We start from the raw sequence: 18,227 nt of genomic DNA, 5'->3' as shown, positions 1-18,227 counted from the left end.
AATCTTATTTTTGAAAGGATGATCAAGAATGTGTCAGACGCACCAATCAAATGTTTTAAGTGTTTCACACGCAAAAGCGAATTTTGAACGGACGACCATTGAACGAAGAGCACTTCGTCCACATGATATTTTAATTGATATTCAATTTAGCGGGATCTGTCATTCAGATATCCACAGCGCTTTTGATGAATGGGGCGGCGGTATTTTCCCAATGGTTCCTGGTCATGAGATTACTGGGGTCGTTGCAGCTGTAGGGGATGATGTGACGAAGTTTCAGATCGGTGACCGTGTAGGTGTTGGCTGCTTTGTGGATTCCTGCGGCACCTGTGAATATTGTCAAAATGGAGACGAGCAGTATTGCACAAAAGGAGTCGTCCAAACGTATAACAGCCGTGACTATGACGGGGAACCGACTTATGGCGGCTACAGTCAAAAAATTGTCGTGACTGAACGATTTGTCGTCAGCATTCCTGAACAACTGCCTCTTGATGCCGCAAGCCCTCTTCTCTGTGCTGGCATTACAACTTATTCTCCATTAAAGCACTGGAAGGCAGGCCCTGGCAAAAAGGTTGCTATCGTCGGAATGGGCGGACTCGGCCATGTTGCCATTCAATTCGCACGCGCACTTGGTGCTGAAGTAACGGTTTTAAGCCGCTCTTTGAATAAAAAAGAAGAAGCACTATCATTTGGCGCAAAAGACTATTTTGCTACAAGTGATCCTGAAACGTTTCAGACACTAGCCGGTCAGTATGACCTCATTCTCAATACGGTCTCTGCCAACATTAATGTGGATGCCTATCTGTCCTTACTCCGTGTAGATGGAACCTTGGTAAACGTCGGTGCACCGCCTAAGCCGGATCAATTCCACGTCTTTTCATTAATTTCCGGCCGTCGCAGCATTGCTGGTTCACTCGTTGGCGGCATCCAAGAAACACAAGAAATGCTCGATTTCGCAGCTGCTCACAACATCGCACCACAAATTGAGGTGATTAACGCGAATCAAGTTGATGAAGCGTATGAGCGGGTGCTGAAAAGTGATGTGCGTTACCGGTTTGTGATTGATATTGCTACGTTGTGATTGAGATTCTTTGAAATGACGATGTTTGGTTGCTTTATGGCTGACCGATGAGAATTCTATGATTTTTGATCAAACGTCTAAAAGCCACTTCTCTATTGAGTCGTGGCTTTTTAATGGATCGCTATATGCTAACTTCTTTTTCTTTATGATGACCTCGCATAAATGTAACAACCATACTGGACAAGCTAACCAAAAAACCTAAAATTGAAATCAAAATAGTCATTCCCCCGTTTGGAATAAAAAAGCCTATAGGGATTAAGACAAAGAATGAGAACACGATAAAACATTGATAGATTCCAGATATCAATCTAACCACAATATGATCAAAAAACGACATCACCAGAGGAGGAATAAACAAGAAAACGACCATCCCTAGTGACAGCATGAAGGGTAATGGGTCATCTAACGAAATCGTGTTCTTCCCAGTTGAATCCTTTGCGGCGATGAACAATACTGCAATCGCCATGAGGAGCGTTGAAAAAATGAATAAGAATCGTTTTAACATTTCGATATCCCCTTATTTGATCTTACATTTTATAATAAAATATACCAAAATAAACTAAATATTCAAAGGCTATTTTTTACGTTCAGGATTCTGTTTAGAAGAAAATAAAATAATTTATGGAAATTCCGCATATTGTCAAACCAGTATGTTATACTAAACTAACCTTTGAAGCATGAAATTTTGACGAATACCTTGTACCATCTCCCTACTTGTACGTTGAGTAGGGTTTTTTCATGCAAAAAAACAGGCTCTCGGTAGAGAACCTGTTTTAAAAAGAATGAAGATTAAGCAATTTTTTGAACGTTAGCAGCTTGAGCTCCACGAGAACCTTGCTCTACGTCAAATGATACTTTTTGACCTTCGTCTAAAGATTTGAATCCGTCGCCTTGGATAGCTGAGAAATGTACGAATACATCGTCGCCTTCTTCACGTTCGATAAATCCAAAACCTTTTTCTGCGTTAAACCATTTTACTGTACCTTGTTCCATGATTGTTGCCTCCTCGTGCGTTTACCACACAATGTATTATACTATCCTTGCCCAAAGTACCCTCAAGACGAAAAGTCAATCTTCATACTATCCTTTACGCCGAACAAAAATAATTACTTTTCATTATAGCATGAATCGGTAATAATTGCAATTTGTTGATTAGAAAACAGTACTCCTCTTTGTAGCGAGTCTCTTTGTGCATAAAATCGTTTTTTCATCACTTACAGATAGCTGTATCTAAATTCTTTCTAAAATCGACTTAACAAAGTCTGTTTTTCCCTCTGCATATTTGTGTTTGTCATTTTTATTTACACTTGATAGGTTCAGTTTAAGCTGTTGGTACTCACTTCTTACTAGTTCGTTACTTCTCAGGTAATCTCTAAAATTTATTTGTTCAAGTAGATATCTATTGCCCGTTTGATACATATGGATTTGGTGTGTACGTGGTTCTCCTTTGCTGAAATAGTGTCTTTCAGGCAACACATTGGTTCCTCTATATGAATAACCAAGCCCTTGCAAAGCTGTTATGCAATGTTCTCCGTCAACAAAATGATTGATTTCAATTGCAATATCAATAATTGGCTTTGCACTCAAACCATTTATTGCTGTACTTCCAATATGGTGTACATTCACTATGTACTGACCGATAACTTCTATTATTCGTTTCTTTTCACTTTCAAATTCTTTGACCCATTCAATAGACCAAGGTACTAAAAAAACTTCCCCTCTTGGTAATCCAAGCATTTACTCAACCCCACTTTATAATTTTGTTGTTTATTGGGATTATACGTCACATACGTAGAGAATACCTTACTAATACTAATAGTTGTGTAGGATTTAGAAATATAACCTTTTAAACGTTATTAGTATGATTGGACTGCATTATATAAAAATATTATTCTCAAACAAAAAATCCACTCACTTAAGATGAGTGGACAATCATTTAGATAAAACTTGCTAAACATTTTCCGACTCAAGTCTATTTAACCAATTATCGACTAATGAGTTAAATACATCGGGTTGTTCAATCTGAAGATTGTGACCACCCATATCAAGCACCGCAAAAGTGGCTCTTGGATAATCTTCGATGAGCCGCCATGCATCGTGGTATCCGACTACATTGTCCTGGCGCCCTGTGATAATGAGCGTTGGATACTTAAGTTCAGATGAAATATCGAAGGTAAAACCATAACCATTTTGTTGAATGTTGTTGATGAAGTCATGGTTTGTTTGTTTAGAAGGAAGTAAAATTTCATCTCGAAACCTCTCCCATTCCGTTTTTCTTTGCACAACTATCATAGAGTAAAATTCATCTGCCTCTTCTGAAGACAATTGTGATATGAAGCTGCTGTCACTTTTTAAAACCGTCGCCTCTGGTACGAGTCTTTTATCGAATTCTGGTATAGTCATTGGCGCCACAAGCAGTAATCCACGAACAGTTTCCTGACGTGAACGAACGATGCCTCTGGCTATGTACCCTCCATATGAATAACCACAAACAATAAACTGTTCATCAGGGATAACCTCGTCCAAAAGACGCAATATCGCTTCTAGCATATCATCAGAGTTCTGAATTGACGGATGTGGCTTTGAACGTCCCATACCTGGTAAATCTATGTATATTCTCTTCCAACCGCTTCGTTTTTCGAATACCGGTTCCAATGCATGTAACATTACCTGATGGTCAAGTGTCCAACCATGCAAGATCACGATTGGATACCCTTCTCCAATGACTTTATGGTAAATTGACATGTTTTTATTTCCCCTTTCTTACTCTTCAATATTTTATCACAATTTTAGAAAAATTCTTTTTTCACTAAACTTTTTATCATCGTAAACTGTCATATATAACTGTTCAAACTAATTAGAAAGCACAAAAAAACCAAAGATCTACAACCTTTGATTTCTTGATGCGGCCGAGAGGACTTGAACCTCCACGGGTTATTCACCCACTAGGCCCTCAACCTAGCGCGTCTGCCATTCCGCCACGACCGCGTGTATGATGTGCTCATATATTCATAAGTGCACTGTTTGAAAAAACAATGCGGGTGAAGGGACTTGAACCCCCACGTCATAAAGACACTAGATCCTAAGTCTAGCGCGTCTGCCAATTCCGCCACACCCGCGTGACAATGGTGAGCCATGAAGGACTCGAACCTTCGACCCTCTGATTAAAAGTCAGATGCTCTACCAACTGAGCTAATGGCTCATCTGCTATGCAGAAAAACATATATAAAAAATGGCTGGGCTAGCTGGATTCGAACCAACGCATGACGGAGTCAAAGTCCGTTGCCTTACCGCTTGGCTATAGCCCAACGAATCAAAAAACAAAACATGACCCGTACGGGATTCGAACCCGTGTTACCGCCGTGAAAGGGCGGTGTCTTAACCGCTTGACCAACGGGCCATACAATAATGGCGGAGAAGGAGGGATTTGAACCCTCGCGCCGCTCGCGCGACCTACACCCTTAGCAGGGGCGCCTCTTCAGCCACTTGAGTACTTCTCCATTATGGCTCCGCAGGTAGGACTCGAACCTACGACCGATCGGTTAACAGCCGATAGCTCTACCACTGAGCTACTGCGGAATAATAAGACATGTTTCATTATATCTATGCCAGAAAAATGTGTCAAGAATTTTTAAGTGTTTCATTCCTGTCTCATTAGCGACGGCTTTTATAATTTAACATATACTAATATAACAGTCAAGCCTTTCTTCCTTCCTTTTTGTTTTCTGTTTAGACATGACAGAAAGACCCCGACCTCTAACTGAAAGACCAAGGCCTTCTTGCTGCTGTGATCCCTATGAGTTTATGATAGCTTATACTTCCGCATCCACTTGTAAAAGGTGCTTCTTGGCACCCCTGCTGACTTCGCTGCTTCTGACACATGACCTTTCGTTTTGTGCAGTGCTTCTATCACCGTTTGCTTTTGAATGCGTTCCCTTAGCGTGAGTTCTTTTGGATTCTCGGTATATTCTGGTAGATGCAGCTTCTGCTTTTTCTGATCCATCGCCTCTAAAACCGCCGCATATTGCGATTCACCAATCCAACCTCCTTTAGGAAACAGTACCCTTATATGTTCAAACAGATTAAAAAGCTCTCGTATGTTTCCTGGCCAGTGGTACGCTTCTAGCTTACGAAAAAATGATTCAGGAAATGTCGCATTCCATTGGTGTTTCCTTTGGTAATAACGATATAAATCAACAATGTCTTCTTTTCTTTCTCTAAGCGGCGGAATGTTGATTGGATAGACATGAAGACGGTAATACAAATCTTCACGTATTTTTCCTTCCTTCAGCAGTTCGTTCATATTCCGGTGTGTCGCTGTTATGATTCTAATATCCAAAGGGATTTCGTGTGTCCCGCCGAGCGGTACGACTTTTCTTTCTTCAATGACCCTAAGAAGCGCCACTTGCATCGCATAAGGGATTTCGCCAATTTCGTCTAAAAAGAGCGTTCCTTTCTGCGCCTGTTCAAATTTCCCCTTTGCTCCATGACGTTTTGCCCCTGTAAAAGCTCCTTCAGCATAACCAAATAGTTCACTTTCCAACAGGCTTTCTGGTATGGCTCCACAATTAACGGCAATAAACGGTCCTTTATGTCTTTCACTAGCTAAGTGAATCGCTCGAGCGGCCAGTTCTTTCCCTGTACCTGTTTCTCCCCAAATATATACATTTACATCTGTTTGTGCCGCTCGTTTCAATTCGCTGAGTGTCTGCTGAAATACTGTACTTGTTCCAGATTCCCCGGGAAATTGAGGAAAAGAAACGGTGATATGTCTCTTCTCTGCTTCTTCAAGAGAAAAAGCCATCCCAAGCAGCTTTCCGTCTTGTTCTGACTGAATGATCTGCTTGTCCCTTGTAACAAATGTCTCGTCCATGAGCAGCTCAACATCCATTCCGTACCAGTCTGAAAACCGATCTCTAATCGGTTTGCTTGCCGAAACAATCTGCTTTTTCTCATTACAGATAACATACGGCTCGTCCGCTTCCACCTGCTGGAGACAATGACTGACCAGCTCCATCTCTTTCCTTTTTTGCTGGACCTGAATTTCTCTCTCTATAGCATATGCAACTGTTGAAGCCATCCCAAGCATAAAAGGATGCCTTTGATCCGCCATACAGGAGATATCAATGACTCCTATGATCGTGCCGTCTGCATCACGAATAGGGGCCGCTGAACAACTCCAATGATGGGAAGCGACTGAAAAATGCTCAGTTCCGTTGATCGCTACAGCTTCCCCAATGACCAGTGCCGTTCCAATAGCGTTCGTCCCCACATCGGCTTCGGTCCAGCGCGCGCCCTCCATAAAATTTATTTTTTTCGCTTCTACCAGCGTCCTTTGGCTTCCTGTCAAACTCAGCACATAGCCATCTGCATCGATGAGTAAAGCCATCATGTCCGATTCTTTTAATTGCTCACTAATTTTATTTAAGTAAGGAAGAGCGGCATTTAGGAATAGTGAGTACTTCTGTTTTTGAATACTGAATAATTCCTTTTCTAACAACGACTGTCCTTTATCTAAATACGGGTTCACATTTGCCTGTTTACATCTGTGCCATGACTCCATCACTCTCTTATCCAGACGAGACCTATCAAGTAAACCTTCACGAACAAAACGTTTCCAAGTATTTAAATAACAAGGCGTCGGATTCATTCCATCCTCTCCTCTGGGGGCTTTTTATCCATTATAGATAATTATAAAAGCGCTTTCAATTATTGACTAACCCAGGAAAATTCATTCGGATAAAATGTTTCTCTATCAGCAGTGCACCGCTCGTCCATTTGTTTGCAGCAAGGCTTCGTGTATCGCCTCAGAGAGTGTCGGATGTGCCGCAATAAATTGCTCTAATGTATCAGCTGTCAACTCTGTATGCATCATCACTGCCGCTTGTCCAATTAGTTCTGTTGCATTTGGCCCGATAATTGATACACCTAAAATTTCTTGATATTGCGGTTCGACAATGACCTTTACTTGACCAGCTGGCTGATTTAAAATGAGTGCTTTTCCATTAGCAGAAAAAGCGAATTTCCCTATCCGAATCTCCCCATATTGTTTTCTAGCACTCTCTTCACTTAAACCGATACTCGCGATTTCTGGAGACGTGTAGATGCACCTTGGAATCACTTGTTCATTGACCTTTACATCTTCACCTGATGCATGTGATGCCGCAATCGTTCCTTCATGAAAAGCAGCATGAGCAAGCTGAACACCGCCTGTCACATCACCGCACGCATAGATATGCGGAAGATTGGTTTGCATATGCTCATTGACGAAGATCCCGTTTCTATCAAATTCAATGCCGACCTGTTCAAGATTCAGCTCTCCCAGCCTCGGCTTTCTGCCAATGGCGACTAAACAATGATCGGCCTTGATGTCACAGCGCTCTCCATGATCCTTCTCAACCACCACTTTTTTTGAGATTGCATCAAGCTGTTTGACTGTTGCTGATGTCAAAATCTCCACACCAGCTTTTTGAAGCTGATCGTGAAGACAGTTAGCGGTATCGTGATCTTCTTCAGGTAAAATGTGTGCTGCCTGTTCAACCATGACAACCTTTGATCCCATTCTGCTAAAGATGCTTGCAAACTCACAGCCGATCACCCCTCCGCCAATGATACAAAGCGAATCTGGTATTGAAGGGAGCGTCATGGCATCCTTACTATCAATGATCCACTCCCTGTCAAATGGGGCGAAAGGCAAAGCAGCAGGTTCTGATCCTGAAGCAATAATGATTTGTTTTGCTTGAATGATTTCAGATGTCCCTTCACTTTCTATCAATAGCTCATGTGCCGAAAGAAATGATGCTTTCCCATTTAACACGCTGATTTTGTTTTTATTCATCAAATAACGAACGCCATCAGTCAGCTGTTTGACGACTGACCGCTTCCGCTTTTGAACGGCATCCCAATGAATGATAGGCTCCTTCCCTGGAAGCTCAATTCCAAAATGACCAGCTGATTTCACATGCTCGTACATATCAGCGCTTTGTAAAAGTGCTTTCGTTGGGATACAGCCTTCATTCAGGCAGGTACCTCCTAACAGGCCTTGGTCGATTAGTACAACCTCTCTGTCAAAACGGGCGGCTGTTATTGCCGCCACATATCCTGCTGGCCCGCCTCCTATAATGACAAGCGTCATTCATTTCACCTGCTTCCTATAAAAGAATGGATACTGGATTTTCTAAATACGCTTTAACAGTTGATAAAAATTGTGATGCCGGCGCCCCGTCCAGCACGCGATGGTCAAATGTCAGACTGAGTGGCAGGATCGTCCCTTTACATAATTCATTCCCCTGATAAACAGGCATTTGATCCGCTTTTCCAACGCCAAGAATACCTGCTTCCGGCGGATTCAAAATCGGGGTGAAATGTTCCACACCATAAGCACCTAGGTTAGTGATTGTAAAGGTAGAGCCTTCAATTTCATCGTGGAGAAGTTTGCCTTCACGTGCTTTTTTGCCATACGATTTGATACTCTTCGCCAGCTCAATAAGTGAAAGCTTTTCCGCATGCCGAATAACAGGCACTGCCAGCCCATGATCTAAAGCAGCAGCGATTCCAAGATGTACATGCTCAAAAGTTTCGACTCTATCATGTTGATATTGACTGTTCATTGCAGGGTGCTTTTGCAGAGAAAGAATCACTGCTTTGGCTACAAAATCGGTCATGGTTAATTTCATATCGTGTTGTGCTCCAGCTGTTTCGTTCAACTCAGACTGTAAAGCTGTAAGTTTTGTCACATCCGCTTTCATCGTTATTGTTAATTGTGCACTTGTTTGCAGGCTTTCCATCATTCGCGAGGCAATGGTTTTCCGCATCATGCTGACTGGCTGATGCTTTGTTGGTTCATTGTGTTGTTTTTCTTTTTCATCAGGAAGTGCCCGAAGCACATCCGCTTTCGTGATTCTCCCATCTGGACCTGTTCCCACTAGTGTATGAATATCCAAATTAGCACTTTGAGCAATCTTACGTGCAACAGGGGAGATTTTTATTCTCTCTTTCTTTTGTTTTGGCGGCAGGTCTTTTTCTTTCTTTTCCTCGACCTGTTCATTTCCTTCACCGATATAGCAGATGACCGTGCCAGGCGGTACACCTTCTCCCTCAGACACTTTTATATCCAATATAGTTCCTTCTGCAGGTGATTCGATCTCCATTTCAATTTTTTCAGAGTTGATGCTTGCAATGCTTTCCCCTTTATTCACGGTCTCTCCGATCTCTTTATTCCAGACAGATACCGTTCCTTCTTTCATTGACATGCCCAATTTCGGCATCACAACCTCGACAGCCATCTCCCTCTCTCCTTTCTTTAGTTCAAGATCTTGTCATGACTTTTTCCAACCATCTCTAAGACAGTGTTCACAACCTTATCAGGTGTCGGCAAATATATATCTTCAAGCGGTGGTGAAAATGGGACCGGTGTATGAGGAGCCGTCACTTTTTTGATTGGAGCGTCGAGTAAATCGAAGCCTTTATCCGCAACCAGAGAAGAAATATCTGCGGCAATTCCGCACCTCGGATTTGCTTCATCCACAATGACAAGCCGATTCGTTTTCTCTACTGAAGTCAGAATGGCCTCTTCATCGAGCGGTGACAAGCTTCTAGGATCAATCACCTCGGCTTCTATTCCTTGGGCAGCTAATTGTTCTGCTGCTTCGAGTGCTGTATGAACTTGTTTGCCTACTGCAAAAATGGTCACATCTGAGCCTTCTCTTTTCACATCTGCTTTGCCAAGCGGCAGCGTGTAATATCGCTCCGGAACATCTCCTGTAATATTGTAAAGCGTTTTGTCTTCAAAAAAGATGACAGGGTCCTGATCCTCGATGGCTGCTAGTAGCAATCCTTTGGCATCGTATGGTGAAGAAGGCACCACCACTTTCAATCCAGGGATGCTTGTAAATAGCGCATACAAGCTTTGCGAATGCTGAGCAGCTGCTCTAAAACCCGCTCCATGTGTCGTTCTGATCGTGATTGGCACCTCTGCTTTTCCGCCAAACATGTATCGAAATTTAGCCCCTTGATTCAGCACTTGGTCCAGACAGGTGCCGATAAAATCATTAAACATGAGTTCTGCAATTGGCCTTAGCCCTGTGGAAGCAGCTGCCATGGCCGCACCTACATAGCCAGCTTCACTAATCGGTGTGTCAAGGACTCGCTCACGTCCAAACTCCTGAACGATTCCTTTCGTTACACCGAGCACGCCGCCCCATGCTTCATCATCTTGTAAGTGATCTACATGAGCGCCTCCAGCAACATCTTCCCCCATTAAAATGACATCCTCGTCTCTTCTCATGGCAAGCTTAATCGCTTCATTCAATGCACTAGACATGCTGATTTCTCTTGTCATTTTCCTCTCCTCCTTCTGATTTATTGATACGAAACATACACGTCGGTCAATAATTCGGTCTGATCTGGATATTCACTTTCTTCACTGAATTGAACGGCTTCATCTATCGCTTCAGTTACTGCCGCTTCAATATTTGATAGCTCTCCATTCGTCAGCAGCTGCTGCTTGATCAATTCATTTTTAAAAAGAGTGATCGCATCCCTCTCTTCTTGATGTTCTGTTTTTTCTTGATTGGTTTTGTAACGCTGGGCGTCTCCTTCGAAATGGCCATAATTCCGATATGTCATGCATTCAATCAATGTCGGACCTTCTCCATTTTTCGCTCGTTCAATTGCTTGTTCTGCGGCTTGATAAACGGCCATCACATCTTTTCCGTCTACTTGAATCCCAGGAATGTTATAACCGGCCGCTCGATCGACGATTGATTTGCAGCTTGAAGCATAGGAAAATGGTGTCGCTTCTCCGTACCCATTGTTTTCTGCGATGAAAATGACGGGCAGTTTCCAGATGGCCGCGAGATTGATTCCTTCGTGGAAAGTCCCTTGATTGTTTGCACCATCCCCAAAAAAGCAAACGCTTACATTTTCTGTCTTTTTATATTTGGCTGTGAGGGCTGCCCCGCACGCAAGAGGAAAGCCCCCTCCAACAATTCCGTTGGCACCAAGCATTCCTTTATCAAAATCTGCAATGTGCATGGATCCGCCTTTGCCTTTACAAAGACCTGTGGCTTTTCCATAGATTTCTGCCATCATTCCTTTTAGATCACAGCCCTTCGCTATACAATGGCCGTGGCCGCGGTGGGTACTTGTAATACTGTCTTTTTCATTCAGATGTGCACAGACTCCTACGGCAACAGCTTCTTCGCCAGCATAAAGATGGACAAACCCCGGCAAGATTCCTTTTGTAAAAAGCGCGTGTACTCGATCTTCAAATTGACGGATTTCCTGCATTTTTTGATACATCCATACGGCTTTTTCTTTAGACAATGCCATTTCCATTTGGTAAAACCTCCTATCCTTTTTTGCTTGCACTTCTATATAAGCAAAAATCGTGCCAACATGAAGATACATGAACACTTTGGCTTTGACCGAATCAAACCGATGAAAAAAGAGACAAAATGAGACATGCGTCTCTTTTTGTCTCCATATGTCCACACATCTAATGGAACAAAAAAGCATCCCCATAGAGGAATGCTTATCACAATGAATCGGTTGTGCTCTGCCACTTTAATTTCCCTTTGCAGACGCCGCATACATAACGAGAGGTATCAAACCGTCTTTTCCTGATAAAAGACCGGCCGCATCCTGTGCAAATGTATTCATGGCGTTTCCCCGCACGCCGCTTCTTTTGTACAGTCTTAAGCGGTGTACAAAAACGCGGGGCTTCTACTTGTTTTAATAACGCTTTAAAATCACGGTCGCGATGCTGATAGCCCTTTCCCTCAAGATGCAGATGATAATGACACAGCTCATGCTTGATGATCCCGATTAATTCTTCTCGTCCATGCTCCTCTAGGTATCGGCGGTTCAGTTCAATATTGTGTGTACCAAGTAAATATCGCCCGCCTGTCGTTTTTAACCGGTCATTAAAAACAGCCTGATGGCGGAATGTCTTGCCAAAGAACTGCTGGGAAATGTGCTCTGTTAACTGCTGTAACTCTCTCTCGTTCAATCAAGATCGTTCCTTTCTATAAAAACCTCGAACGGGACAATTTCCCCTATGCATACATTGAAGATACACCCACTGTTTCGATCAAAGGAGGAATGGGCGATGCCCAACTGGCTGAAAAATCAGATGCAGAAGGCATTTTATGAGAAAAATCATTATCAAATCAAATTGCTGAATCAATGCTGGTACTTCTATAGAAAAAAACATTCAGTCACATCAAGGCACACCCCATCCTAAGGTGCGCCTCGTTTTTTGTTTACTCTGGTTTCAACATGGAGAGGGCGACGCGGCCTTTTGCCTGGTCAACGGAGTCCACCCATACGGTCACAATGTCACCAACTGATACAACGTCAAGCGGATGCTTCACAAAACGATTGCTTAGTTTGGAAATATGCACAAGCCCATCCTGCTTTACGCCAATATCAACGAATGCGCCGAAGTCTACGACGTTTCTTACCGTACCTTGCAGCTCCATTCCTTGCTTCAAGTCTTCCAATTTCAATACATCTGTTTTGAGCAGCGGCTTTGGTACTTCATCCCGCGGATCACGCTCAGGTCTTGTGAGCTGATCGATGATATCTTGAAGTGTAATTGTCCCAATATCTAGCTGTTCTGCTGCTTCGTCCAGTTTCACTTCAGCAATTTTCTCTTTTAACTGCTCTGTGCCAAGATCGTCTGGCGTCATGTTGATCATGCGTAAAAACTGTGTTGTTTCTTTATAGCTCTCTGGGTGAATGCCTGTACGGTCAAGCGGATCTTGTCCGTCTGTAATGCGCAAGAAACCGATACACTGCTCATATGTTTTAGCACCGAGCCTTGGAATATCCTTCAATTCTTTTCTGCTTGTGAATCTCCCAATCTCTTCGCGTCTTTTGATGATATTCCCAGCGACGGCTTTTGAAAGGCCTGATACATATTGCAGCAGCGCCTGTGAGGCGGTATTGACGTTTACACCAACTTGGTTGACGACTGTTTCTACCACAAAGGTTAACGAGCTGTTTAATTGCTTCTGGCTGACGTCATGCTGGTATTGGCCCACACCAACAGACTTCGGATCAATTTTCACGAGTTCTGCTAAAGGATCTTGTAATCTTCTAGCGATTGAGATGGCGCTTCGTTCTTCGACTTGCAGATCTGGAAACTCTTCTCGCGCAAGTGCAGATGCGGAGTATACACTTGCTCCTGCTTCATTCACGATCAAATAGGACACCGGCTGATCCAGCTCTTGAATCAAGTCTGCAATAAATTGTTCAGTCTCTCTTGAGGCTGTTCCGTTTCCAATCGCAATGACTTCGATGTTGGATGATTGAATGATCTCTTTGACTTTTTGTTTCGCTTCCGCTTTTTTCTGTACAGGCGGATGCGGGTAAATGACGCCAATATGATGGACTTTTCCTGTATCATCCACGACGGCTAATTTGCAGCCTGTCCGAAATGCGGGATCGACTCCAAGTACACGCTTCCCTTTCATCGGCGGTTGAAGCAGCAGTTTTCTTAAGTTTTCAGCAAAAATATGAATCGCTTGTTCCTCTGCTTTTTCTGTCAGCTCTTTTCGTATTTCTCGTTCGATGGAAGGCTGAATGAGACGTTTATATGCATCATCGATTGCTGCTTCAATAAACGGTCTCGCCGTCGTCTGTTTGCCTTTTAGAACTTGTTTGTCGAGATAGAAGCGAATATTTTCAGCAGGTGGTTCGATGGCTGCCTTTAAAATGCCTTCTTTCTCTCCGCGGTTGACCGCTAATATACGGTGCGGGACAATCTTTTTGATTGGCTCTTGATAATCGTAATACATTTCATAGACGTTTTTCTCATCGCTTTCGACGTCTTTTCCTGATGTGACCAGACTGCCCTTTTGGTACGTTTCACTGCGAATCCATTTTCGCATATCGGGATCATCTGCCAGCTGTTCAGCAATGATGTGCTGCGCACCCTCAAGTGCCTCTTCTACATTTGCCACTTCTTTTTCTTCGCTAATAAAAGCAGCTGCTTTCTTCTTGATCTGATCGCTTGGCAGCGTGAGTAAATATTCTGCCAGCGGCTCCAGCCCTTTTGCTTTGGCTACATTCGCCTTTGTTTTGCGCTTTTGTTTGAATGGCCGGTATAAATCTTCGACCTCTTGCAGTTTATGAGCTTGTTCAATTTTCTGTTTTAATTCATCGGTTAGTTTGTCTTGTTCAGCAATTAAGCGAATGACTTCTTCTTTTCGGTTCGTGACATTTTGGATATATGTATAGCGCTCTGAAATGGTTTGAATTTGCACCTCATCCAGTGAGCCTGTCTGCTCTTTCCGATAACGGGCAATAAACGGGACGGTGTTGCCATCCTCTAAAAGCTTGATCACACTTTCAATTTGTTTCGTTGAAAGCTTTAATTCTGTCGCAATTTGTTTCAATAAAAAGTCAGATGTCTTCATACTTTGCATCCTCTCACTGTGTCTTCTCTTTTAGTGTATCAAAAAAACCGGCAAAACAGAAAAAAGGTCAGCTATTTTACGTGAGCTGACCAAGTACATAGGTGAGATCGTCCTTTTTGTCTTGTGTGTATGTTTCAAGCTGTTTGGCGATGTCTTCAACTGAATGTCCATGCTTTAAACACATGCGCATGTTTGGCACATTCAGTCCGTCTGAATACATAATGAATATCGATCCTTTTTCGTAGGAATAGGTGTATGTTTTATATTTTCTAGGTTTCCCTGATAAGTATCCTGATGTCGGAAGTGGATAGATATAGTCGCCAGAAGGTGCATTCAAGATAAAACGAATATTACCAACCGAACAATAGGTAAATTGCTGCTGGGAAAAATTCACCTTTAAGATCGCAGCTGTGGCACCGCGTTTATTTTTCATGGCCTGATTGCATCTGTCGATGAGGGTCGCCACATCCTCATGTCCATATTCTTCGACAATTTCGCTGACTAAAGAAGATGATTCATTGGCGTACTGGCCGCTGCCTAATCCGTCTGCTACAGCACAAATTAGTTCTTCATCATCTGCTTTAATAAAAAAACTGTCCCCGCAGCATGGTTTTCCTTCTTTATTCGATTGATAGATAATTGCGTTTACATGCTCATGCTGTTCAATCTGTTTCATTACCCTAGCTCCATAGACGCATCTTCTGATAATGCATCTCGCAGTTTTTTCACTGCCTTCCGCTGCAGTCTCGATACATGCATTTGGGATATGCCAAGTAAATCGCCTGTCTCTTTCTGACTCTTATTTTGCAAGTAAGTCAGATTGATAATCTCTTTTTCTCTATCCGACAGCACATGAAGCACACTCTCAAGCATCATTTTTTGGTTCACACGTTCGTAGCCTTCTTCCTGTGAGCCGACAACGTCTAAAATCGTCACAGTACTTCCTTCAGAATCAGCCTCTACGCCTTGGTCAACAGACAGTGCTTGATAGCTTTTGCCCATCTCCATGGTTTCAAGTACTTCTTCTTCTGTTACATCTAGGTATTCTGCAATTTCTTGGACTTTAGGTGATTTCTGTGTCTCTGTTGTCAAATGATCGACTGCCATTTTGATTCTTGGTCCAAGCTCTTTGATCCGCCTTGGTACATGGACACTCCATGTCTTATCTCGTAAAAAGCGTTTGATTTCCCCGATGATGGTTGGAATAGCAAAGGCTTCAAATGATTTACCGACGAGCGGGTCGTATCGTTTAATAGCGCCAAGTAAACCAATCATTCCAACTTGTCTGAGATCCTCATGAAAGCTTTTTCCTTTAGAATATTTTTTCGCCAGCATATCAACCAAGTTTGTATAGCATTCGACCAGCGTGAGCTGCGCCTGCTCGTCTTGATTGGTTTGATAGCTTTGGATGAGGCGATCTACTTCATCTTTAGTTAGTTTCATAGTTTTGGATGGTTGTGTCATGGTCAACTCGCTCCCTGTTTAAAAACTTTGTCATCGCCACGGTAACTCCGGAGTTTGCTTGCACCTCGACTTCATCCATCAATGTTTGCATTAAGTATAAACCAAGACCTCCTTCTGCCAATTGATCCACCGTATGAGCAGATGTGTACGGTCCCAAGTCTTCCTGTTTTTGCTTAAAGTCAAAGCTACCGCCTTTGTCAGCGACAATGATTTCTAGACGATCCTCGTAGACAAGAAAGCGAACAGCTACCTCTCCATCTTCGCCGTTTTCACCTTTGTAGGCATGCTGAACTGCATTTGTGCAGGCCTCACTGACGGCAATCTTTAAGTCTTCAATCTCTTCATAGGCATAGCCCATTCGGCTCGCTACACCTGAAAGAGTCAAACGAATGATGCCTACATATTCTGGTTTTGCCGGTATTTTCATCTCGATTAGATCTACTGATTCGTTCATTGTACCCCACCCTCTGACTTTGCAGAAATGTCAATGATGTCCTTTAATCCAGTGATTTCAAACAACCTTACAAGCCGTTCTGACAAGTTCTCAAGCTTTAATGTTCCACCTGCTTTTTGAGCCGCTTTAAACAGCCCAACGAATACACCTAAACCTGTACTATCCATATACGTAACATCCTTTAGACAGATTTCAAGATGCTCTCCCGCCTCTGCTTTAGGCATGAGCGTTTCTCTTAGCTGAGGAGCGGAGTACACATCGATTTCTCCGCTGACACTGATTTTCGTTTTTTGATCTATTTGATGCTCTTTTACAGACATATTCATTATGCATTCACCTCGAAATTCTTGTTTCCTAAAGTTTTATATACCCGCATGTTCACTTTCTAAACCTTTCTTTTGAGAACAAGTAATGTAAAGTCATCGTGCAGCTGAAAATCCTGCAGTTTGAGTAAGCTGGCGTAGATGGCATCCACCATTTCTTGAGCTGAGTAGGATAGGTGCTCTGATATGAGTGCTTTGATGTCCTCCCGCTCTAGGAAACCCTCCTCTGACTTGGATTCTGTGACCCCATCAGAGAATAAGATCACCATGTCTCCTATGTCTAAATGCTTCTCATACTGTCTGTAATCAAAGTCTGGTGCAATCCCAAGGACAAGCCCTTTCGCTTCTAAATCGTAAAATTTGTCCTCTTTTTTGCAATAGAAAAAGCCCGGCTCATGACCAGCCGATGCATATTTAAACTCATGCGTTTCTTTATTATAGCTGCCATAGAACATTGTGATAAACATACTTGGGTCTACATTTTGCTCGACAACACGATTCAGGGTTTTCAGCACCTTTGTTGGGCCACTCCCTGACTCTGGTAAGGAATCCATCGCATATTTAATCATCGACATACAGAGCGCAGCCGGGATTCCCTTTCCAATGACATCTGCGATCGCGATATTGATTGTATCGTGATCCGTTACAAAGTGGTAATAATCTCCACTCATCTGTTTTGCCGGTACACTAATCGCACCAATATCAAAGGTATCTCCTTCTGGAATTTTCGTTTCCAGAAGGGTTTGCTGAACATTTGCAGCAATTTCGATTTCAGATTTTATTTCTTGCTGGATGCCTCTGAGTGTTAAATGTTCTTGGTAGGCAAGTCCGTACCCAATCATGACTTCAATTAAGAAGTCTAGTGAATGAAAAACATCTTCCGGCAAATCAGGGTAAAGCTCCTGAATCACTTTTCGGTGAACACTCACTATTTCTTCAGGAGGTATTTGATGCTCAATGGTTTTACGGCTAAATTTTTGAGCTTGATAAAGCGATGTTTCAGTTAAATCACTGATATAACGACTGAGCAGCTGATGGTACCGCTGCTCCATTACCTCCTTAAAATCCATGGTTTCCCTCCTAGCGAAGCCACTTAACAGCTTGTATCTCCGTTCCTTGTTCTGGTGCAGAGTCTAATTTAAATTCATCCATCAGTCTTCTGACACCCGGAAGACCTGCTCCGAGTCCGCCTGATGTTGAAAATCCGTCTTCCATTACTTTACGTATATCCATGATACCCGGCCCCTCATCGGCTGCGATGACTTTGAGTCCACGCTTTCCGCGCTCCATCACTTCGTCTATACAAATCTGACCTTTACCAGCGTATAAATAGATGTTTCGAGCTAATTCTGAAATGGCCGTCGTAATTCTTGCTTGGTCAACTGTTCCAAATCCAAGTTCTTTTGCAACATTGCGCCCCAATTGTCTTGCTGCGACTATGTCCCATTCCGTCAATATTCTTACACAGGATTGGTCTTTCATAT

The 18,227-nt window shown here is 42.8% G+C and carries 19 protein-coding genes and 7 tRNA genes; 2 read left to right on the top strand and 24 right to left on the bottom strand.

Annotated elements, in window-relative coordinates:
- Positions 1-28: 28 nt before the first annotated feature.
- Complete coding sequence (locus tag MHI46_RS02755) at positions 29-1,078, top strand: NAD(P)-dependent alcohol dehydrogenase (protein ID WP_039176742.1); 1,050 nt, start codon at positions 29-31, stop codon at positions 1,076-1,078.
- Between the two features lie 121 nt (positions 1,079-1,199).
- On the opposite strand, the gene MHI46_RS02750 is transcribed toward MHI46_RS02755, so the two are convergent.
- From MHI46_RS02750 to MHI46_RS02670, 17 genes are all read right to left on the bottom strand, one after another.
- The gene (locus MHI46_RS02750) at positions 1,200-1,583 is read right to left on the bottom strand and encodes a hypothetical protein (protein WP_058837390.1); all 384 of its coding nucleotides are present in this window, start codon (positions 1,581-1,583) and stop codon (positions 1,200-1,202) included.
- Positions 1,584-1,867: 284 nt separating this feature from the next.
- Complete coding sequence (cspC, locus tag MHI46_RS02745) at positions 1,868-2,071, bottom strand: cold shock protein CspC (RefSeq protein ID WP_008346765.1); 204 nt, start codon at positions 2,069-2,071, stop codon at positions 1,868-1,870.
- Between the two features lie 237 nt (positions 2,072-2,308).
- Positions 2,309-2,815, bottom strand: a complete 507-nt coding sequence (locus tag MHI46_RS02740) for a GrpB family protein (RefSeq protein WP_251181521.1) — start codon at positions 2,813-2,815, stop codon at positions 2,309-2,311.
- A gap of 213 nt (positions 2,816-3,028) precedes the next feature.
- Positions 3,029-3,823, bottom strand: coding sequence for an alpha/beta hydrolase (locus MHI46_RS02735; protein ID WP_059376221.1), 795 nt, complete (start codon positions 3,821-3,823; stop codon positions 3,029-3,031).
- Positions 3,824-3,982: 159 nt separating this feature from the next.
- Positions 3,983-4,066 (bottom strand) — tRNA-Leu (locus tag MHI46_RS02730).
- Between the two features lie 48 nt (positions 4,067-4,114).
- Positions 4,115-4,197: transfer RNA gene (locus MHI46_RS02725), tRNA-Leu, on the bottom strand.
- A gap of 7 nt (positions 4,198-4,204) precedes the next feature.
- A tRNA-Lys gene (locus tag MHI46_RS02720) sits at positions 4,205-4,280 on the bottom strand.
- Between the two features lie 31 nt (positions 4,281-4,311).
- Positions 4,312-4,386 (bottom strand) — tRNA-Gln (locus MHI46_RS02715).
- A gap of 20 nt (positions 4,387-4,406) precedes the next feature.
- Positions 4,407-4,478 (bottom strand) — tRNA-Glu (locus MHI46_RS02710).
- Between the two features lie 9 nt (positions 4,479-4,487).
- Positions 4,488-4,578 (bottom strand) — tRNA-Ser (locus MHI46_RS02705).
- A 4-nt stretch (positions 4,579-4,582) separates the two neighbouring features.
- Positions 4,583-4,657, bottom strand: a tRNA-Asn gene (locus MHI46_RS02700).
- A gap of 223 nt (positions 4,658-4,880) precedes the next feature.
- Positions 4,881-6,728 (bottom strand): sigma-54-dependent Fis family transcriptional regulator, encoded by a 1,848-nt coding sequence (locus MHI46_RS02695; RefSeq protein ID WP_260775339.1) that lies wholly within the window; start codon positions 6,726-6,728, stop codon positions 4,881-4,883.
- Between the two features lie 105 nt (positions 6,729-6,833).
- A complete protein-coding gene (lpdA, locus tag MHI46_RS02690) occupies positions 6,834-8,213 on the bottom strand; it encodes a dihydrolipoyl dehydrogenase (RefSeq protein WP_251181523.1) in 1,380 nt (459 codons plus the stop codon).
- A gap of 16 nt (positions 8,214-8,229) precedes the next feature.
- A complete protein-coding gene (locus tag MHI46_RS02685) occupies positions 8,230-9,363 on the bottom strand; it encodes a dihydrolipoamide acetyltransferase family protein (protein WP_126681957.1) in 1,134 nt (377 codons plus the stop codon).
- Between the two features lie 17 nt (positions 9,364-9,380).
- Positions 9,381-10,418, bottom strand: a complete 1,038-nt coding sequence (locus MHI46_RS02680) for an alpha-ketoacid dehydrogenase subunit beta (RefSeq protein WP_008346887.1) — start codon at positions 10,416-10,418, stop codon at positions 9,381-9,383.
- A 20-nt stretch (positions 10,419-10,438) separates the two neighbouring features.
- The gene (locus MHI46_RS02675; RefSeq protein WP_039176726.1) at positions 10,439-11,416 is read right to left on the bottom strand and encodes a thiamine pyrophosphate-dependent dehydrogenase E1 component subunit alpha; all 978 of its coding nucleotides are present in this window, start codon (positions 11,414-11,416) and stop codon (positions 10,439-10,441) included.
- A 199-nt stretch (positions 11,417-11,615) separates the two neighbouring features.
- A complete protein-coding gene (locus tag MHI46_RS02670) occupies positions 11,616-12,089 on the bottom strand; it encodes a SprT family protein (protein WP_047202009.1) in 474 nt (157 codons plus the stop codon).
- 99 nt (positions 12,090-12,188) lie between these two features.
- On the opposite strand from MHI46_RS02670, the gene cmpA reads away from it, so the two are divergent.
- A complete protein-coding gene (gene cmpA / locus MHI46_RS02665) occupies positions 12,189-12,323 on the top strand; it encodes a cortex morphogenetic protein CmpA (RefSeq protein ID WP_008346893.1) in 135 nt (44 codons plus the stop codon).
- A 19-nt stretch (positions 12,324-12,342) separates the two neighbouring features.
- Here the strand turns inward: cmpA and MHI46_RS02660 are convergent, their stop codons facing one another.
- The 7 genes from MHI46_RS02660 to MHI46_RS02630 all read right to left on the bottom strand — a co-directional run bounded on the left by MHI46_RS02660 (position 12,343) and on the right by MHI46_RS02630 (position 18,225).
- Complete coding sequence (locus MHI46_RS02660; protein WP_342503081.1) at positions 12,343-14,502, bottom strand: Tex family protein; 2,160 nt, start codon at positions 14,500-14,502, stop codon at positions 12,343-12,345.
- Between the two features lie 76 nt (positions 14,503-14,578).
- Entirely contained in the window at positions 14,579-15,178 is a 600-nt protein-coding gene (locus MHI46_RS02655) for a PP2C family serine/threonine-protein phosphatase (RefSeq protein WP_039176718.1), read from the bottom strand.
- Positions 15,178-15,966 carry an RNA polymerase sigma factor SigB gene (gene sigB, locus MHI46_RS02650; RefSeq protein WP_024427378.1) on the bottom strand — a complete coding sequence of 263 codons (789 nt, stop codon included), beginning with the start codon at positions 15,964-15,966 and terminating at the stop codon, positions 15,178-15,180. The genes MHI46_RS02655 and sigB overlap by 1 nt, the downstream gene beginning before the upstream one ends.
- Positions 15,932-16,420, bottom strand: coding sequence for an anti-sigma B factor RsbW (gene rsbW, locus MHI46_RS02645; RefSeq protein WP_003214356.1), 489 nt, complete (start codon positions 16,418-16,420; stop codon positions 15,932-15,934). The genes sigB and rsbW overlap by 35 nt, the downstream gene beginning before the upstream one ends.
- Complete coding sequence (locus tag MHI46_RS02640) at positions 16,417-16,746, bottom strand: anti-sigma factor antagonist (protein WP_017358393.1); 330 nt, start codon at positions 16,744-16,746, stop codon at positions 16,417-16,419. Before MHI46_RS02640 ends, rsbW begins: the two co-directional genes overlap by 4 nt.
- A 59-nt stretch (positions 16,747-16,805) precedes the next feature.
- Positions 16,806-17,813, bottom strand: a complete 1,008-nt coding sequence (locus MHI46_RS02635) for a PP2C family protein-serine/threonine phosphatase (protein WP_047202007.1) — start codon at positions 17,811-17,813, stop codon at positions 16,806-16,808.
- A 10-nt stretch (positions 17,814-17,823) separates the two neighbouring features.
- Positions 17,824-18,225, bottom strand: a complete 402-nt coding sequence (locus MHI46_RS02630) for an anti-sigma regulatory factor (RefSeq protein WP_024425390.1) — start codon at positions 18,223-18,225, stop codon at positions 17,824-17,826.
- Positions 18,226-18,227 lie beyond the last annotated feature (2 nt).

This window comes from Bacillus sp. FSL K6-1000, from assembly GCF_038630785.1.
Classification (GTDB): domain Bacteria; phylum Bacillota; class Bacilli; order Bacillales; family Bacillaceae; genus Bacillus; species Bacillus safensis.
Note: the sequence above shows the minus strand (reverse complement) of the source record. Positions and strands in the feature narration are given on the sequence as shown.

What these genes read in the sequence shown, in the direction of transcription:
- MHI46_RS02755 (WP_039176742.1), top strand. Translation starts at nt 29, where the DNA reads ATGTGTCAGACGCACCAATCAAATGTTTTAAGTGTTTCACACGCAAAA.
- MHI46_RS02750 (WP_058837390.1), bottom strand. Translation starts at nt 1,583, where the DNA reads ATGTTAAAACGATTCTTATTCATTTTTTCAACGCTCCTCATGGCGATT.
- cspC (WP_008346765.1), bottom strand. Translation starts at nt 2,071, where the DNA reads ATGGAACAAGGTACAGTAAAATGGTTTAACGCAGAAAAAGGTTTTGGA.
- MHI46_RS02740 (WP_251181521.1), bottom strand. Translation starts at nt 2,815, where the DNA reads ATGCTTGGATTACCAAGAGGGGAAGTTTTTTTAGTACCTTGGTCTATT.
- MHI46_RS02735 (WP_059376221.1), bottom strand. Translation starts at nt 3,823, where the DNA reads ATGTCAATTTACCATAAAGTCATTGGAGAAGGGTATCCAATCGTGATC.
- MHI46_RS02695 (WP_260775339.1), bottom strand. Translation starts at nt 6,728, where the DNA reads ATGAATCCGACGCCTTGTTATTTAAATACTTGGAAACGTTTTGTTCGT.
- lpdA (WP_251181523.1), bottom strand. Translation starts at nt 8,213, where the DNA reads ATGACGCTTGTCATTATAGGAGGCGGGCCAGCAGGATATGTGGCGGCA.
- MHI46_RS02685 (WP_126681957.1), bottom strand. Translation starts at nt 9,363, where the DNA reads ATGGCTGTCGAGGTTGTGATGCCGAAATTGGGCATGTCAATGAAAGAA.
- MHI46_RS02680 (WP_008346887.1), bottom strand. Translation starts at nt 10,418, where the DNA reads ATGACAAGAGAAATCAGCATGTCTAGTGCATTGAATGAAGCGATTAAG.
- MHI46_RS02675 (WP_039176726.1), bottom strand. Translation starts at nt 11,416, where the DNA reads ATGGAAATGGCATTGTCTAAAGAAAAAGCCGTATGGATGTATCAAAAA.
- cmpA (WP_008346893.1), top strand. Translation starts at nt 12,189, where the DNA reads ATGCCCAACTGGCTGAAAAATCAGATGCAGAAGGCATTTTATGAGAAA.
- MHI46_RS02660 (WP_342503081.1), bottom strand. Translation starts at nt 14,502, where the DNA reads ATGAAGACATCTGACTTTTTATTGAAACAAATTGCGACAGAATTAAAG.
- MHI46_RS02655 (WP_039176718.1), bottom strand. Translation starts at nt 15,178, where the DNA reads ATGAAACAGATTGAACAGCATGAGCATGTAAACGCAATTATCTATCAA.
- sigB (WP_024427378.1), bottom strand. Translation starts at nt 15,966, where the DNA reads ATGACACAACCATCCAAAACTATGAAACTAACTAAAGATGAAGTAGAT.
- rsbW (WP_003214356.1), bottom strand. Translation starts at nt 16,420, where the DNA reads ATGAACGAATCAGTAGATCTAATCGAGATGAAAATACCGGCAAAACCA.
- MHI46_RS02640 (WP_017358393.1), bottom strand. Translation starts at nt 16,746, where the DNA reads ATGAATATGTCTGTAAAAGAGCATCAAATAGATCAAAAAACGAAAATC.
- MHI46_RS02635 (WP_047202007.1), bottom strand. Translation starts at nt 17,813, where the DNA reads ATGGATTTTAAGGAGGTAATGGAGCAGCGGTACCATCAGCTGCTCAGT.
- MHI46_RS02630 (WP_024425390.1), bottom strand. Translation starts at nt 18,225, where the DNA reads ATGAAAGACCAATCCTGTGTAAGAATATTGACGGAATGGGACATAGTC.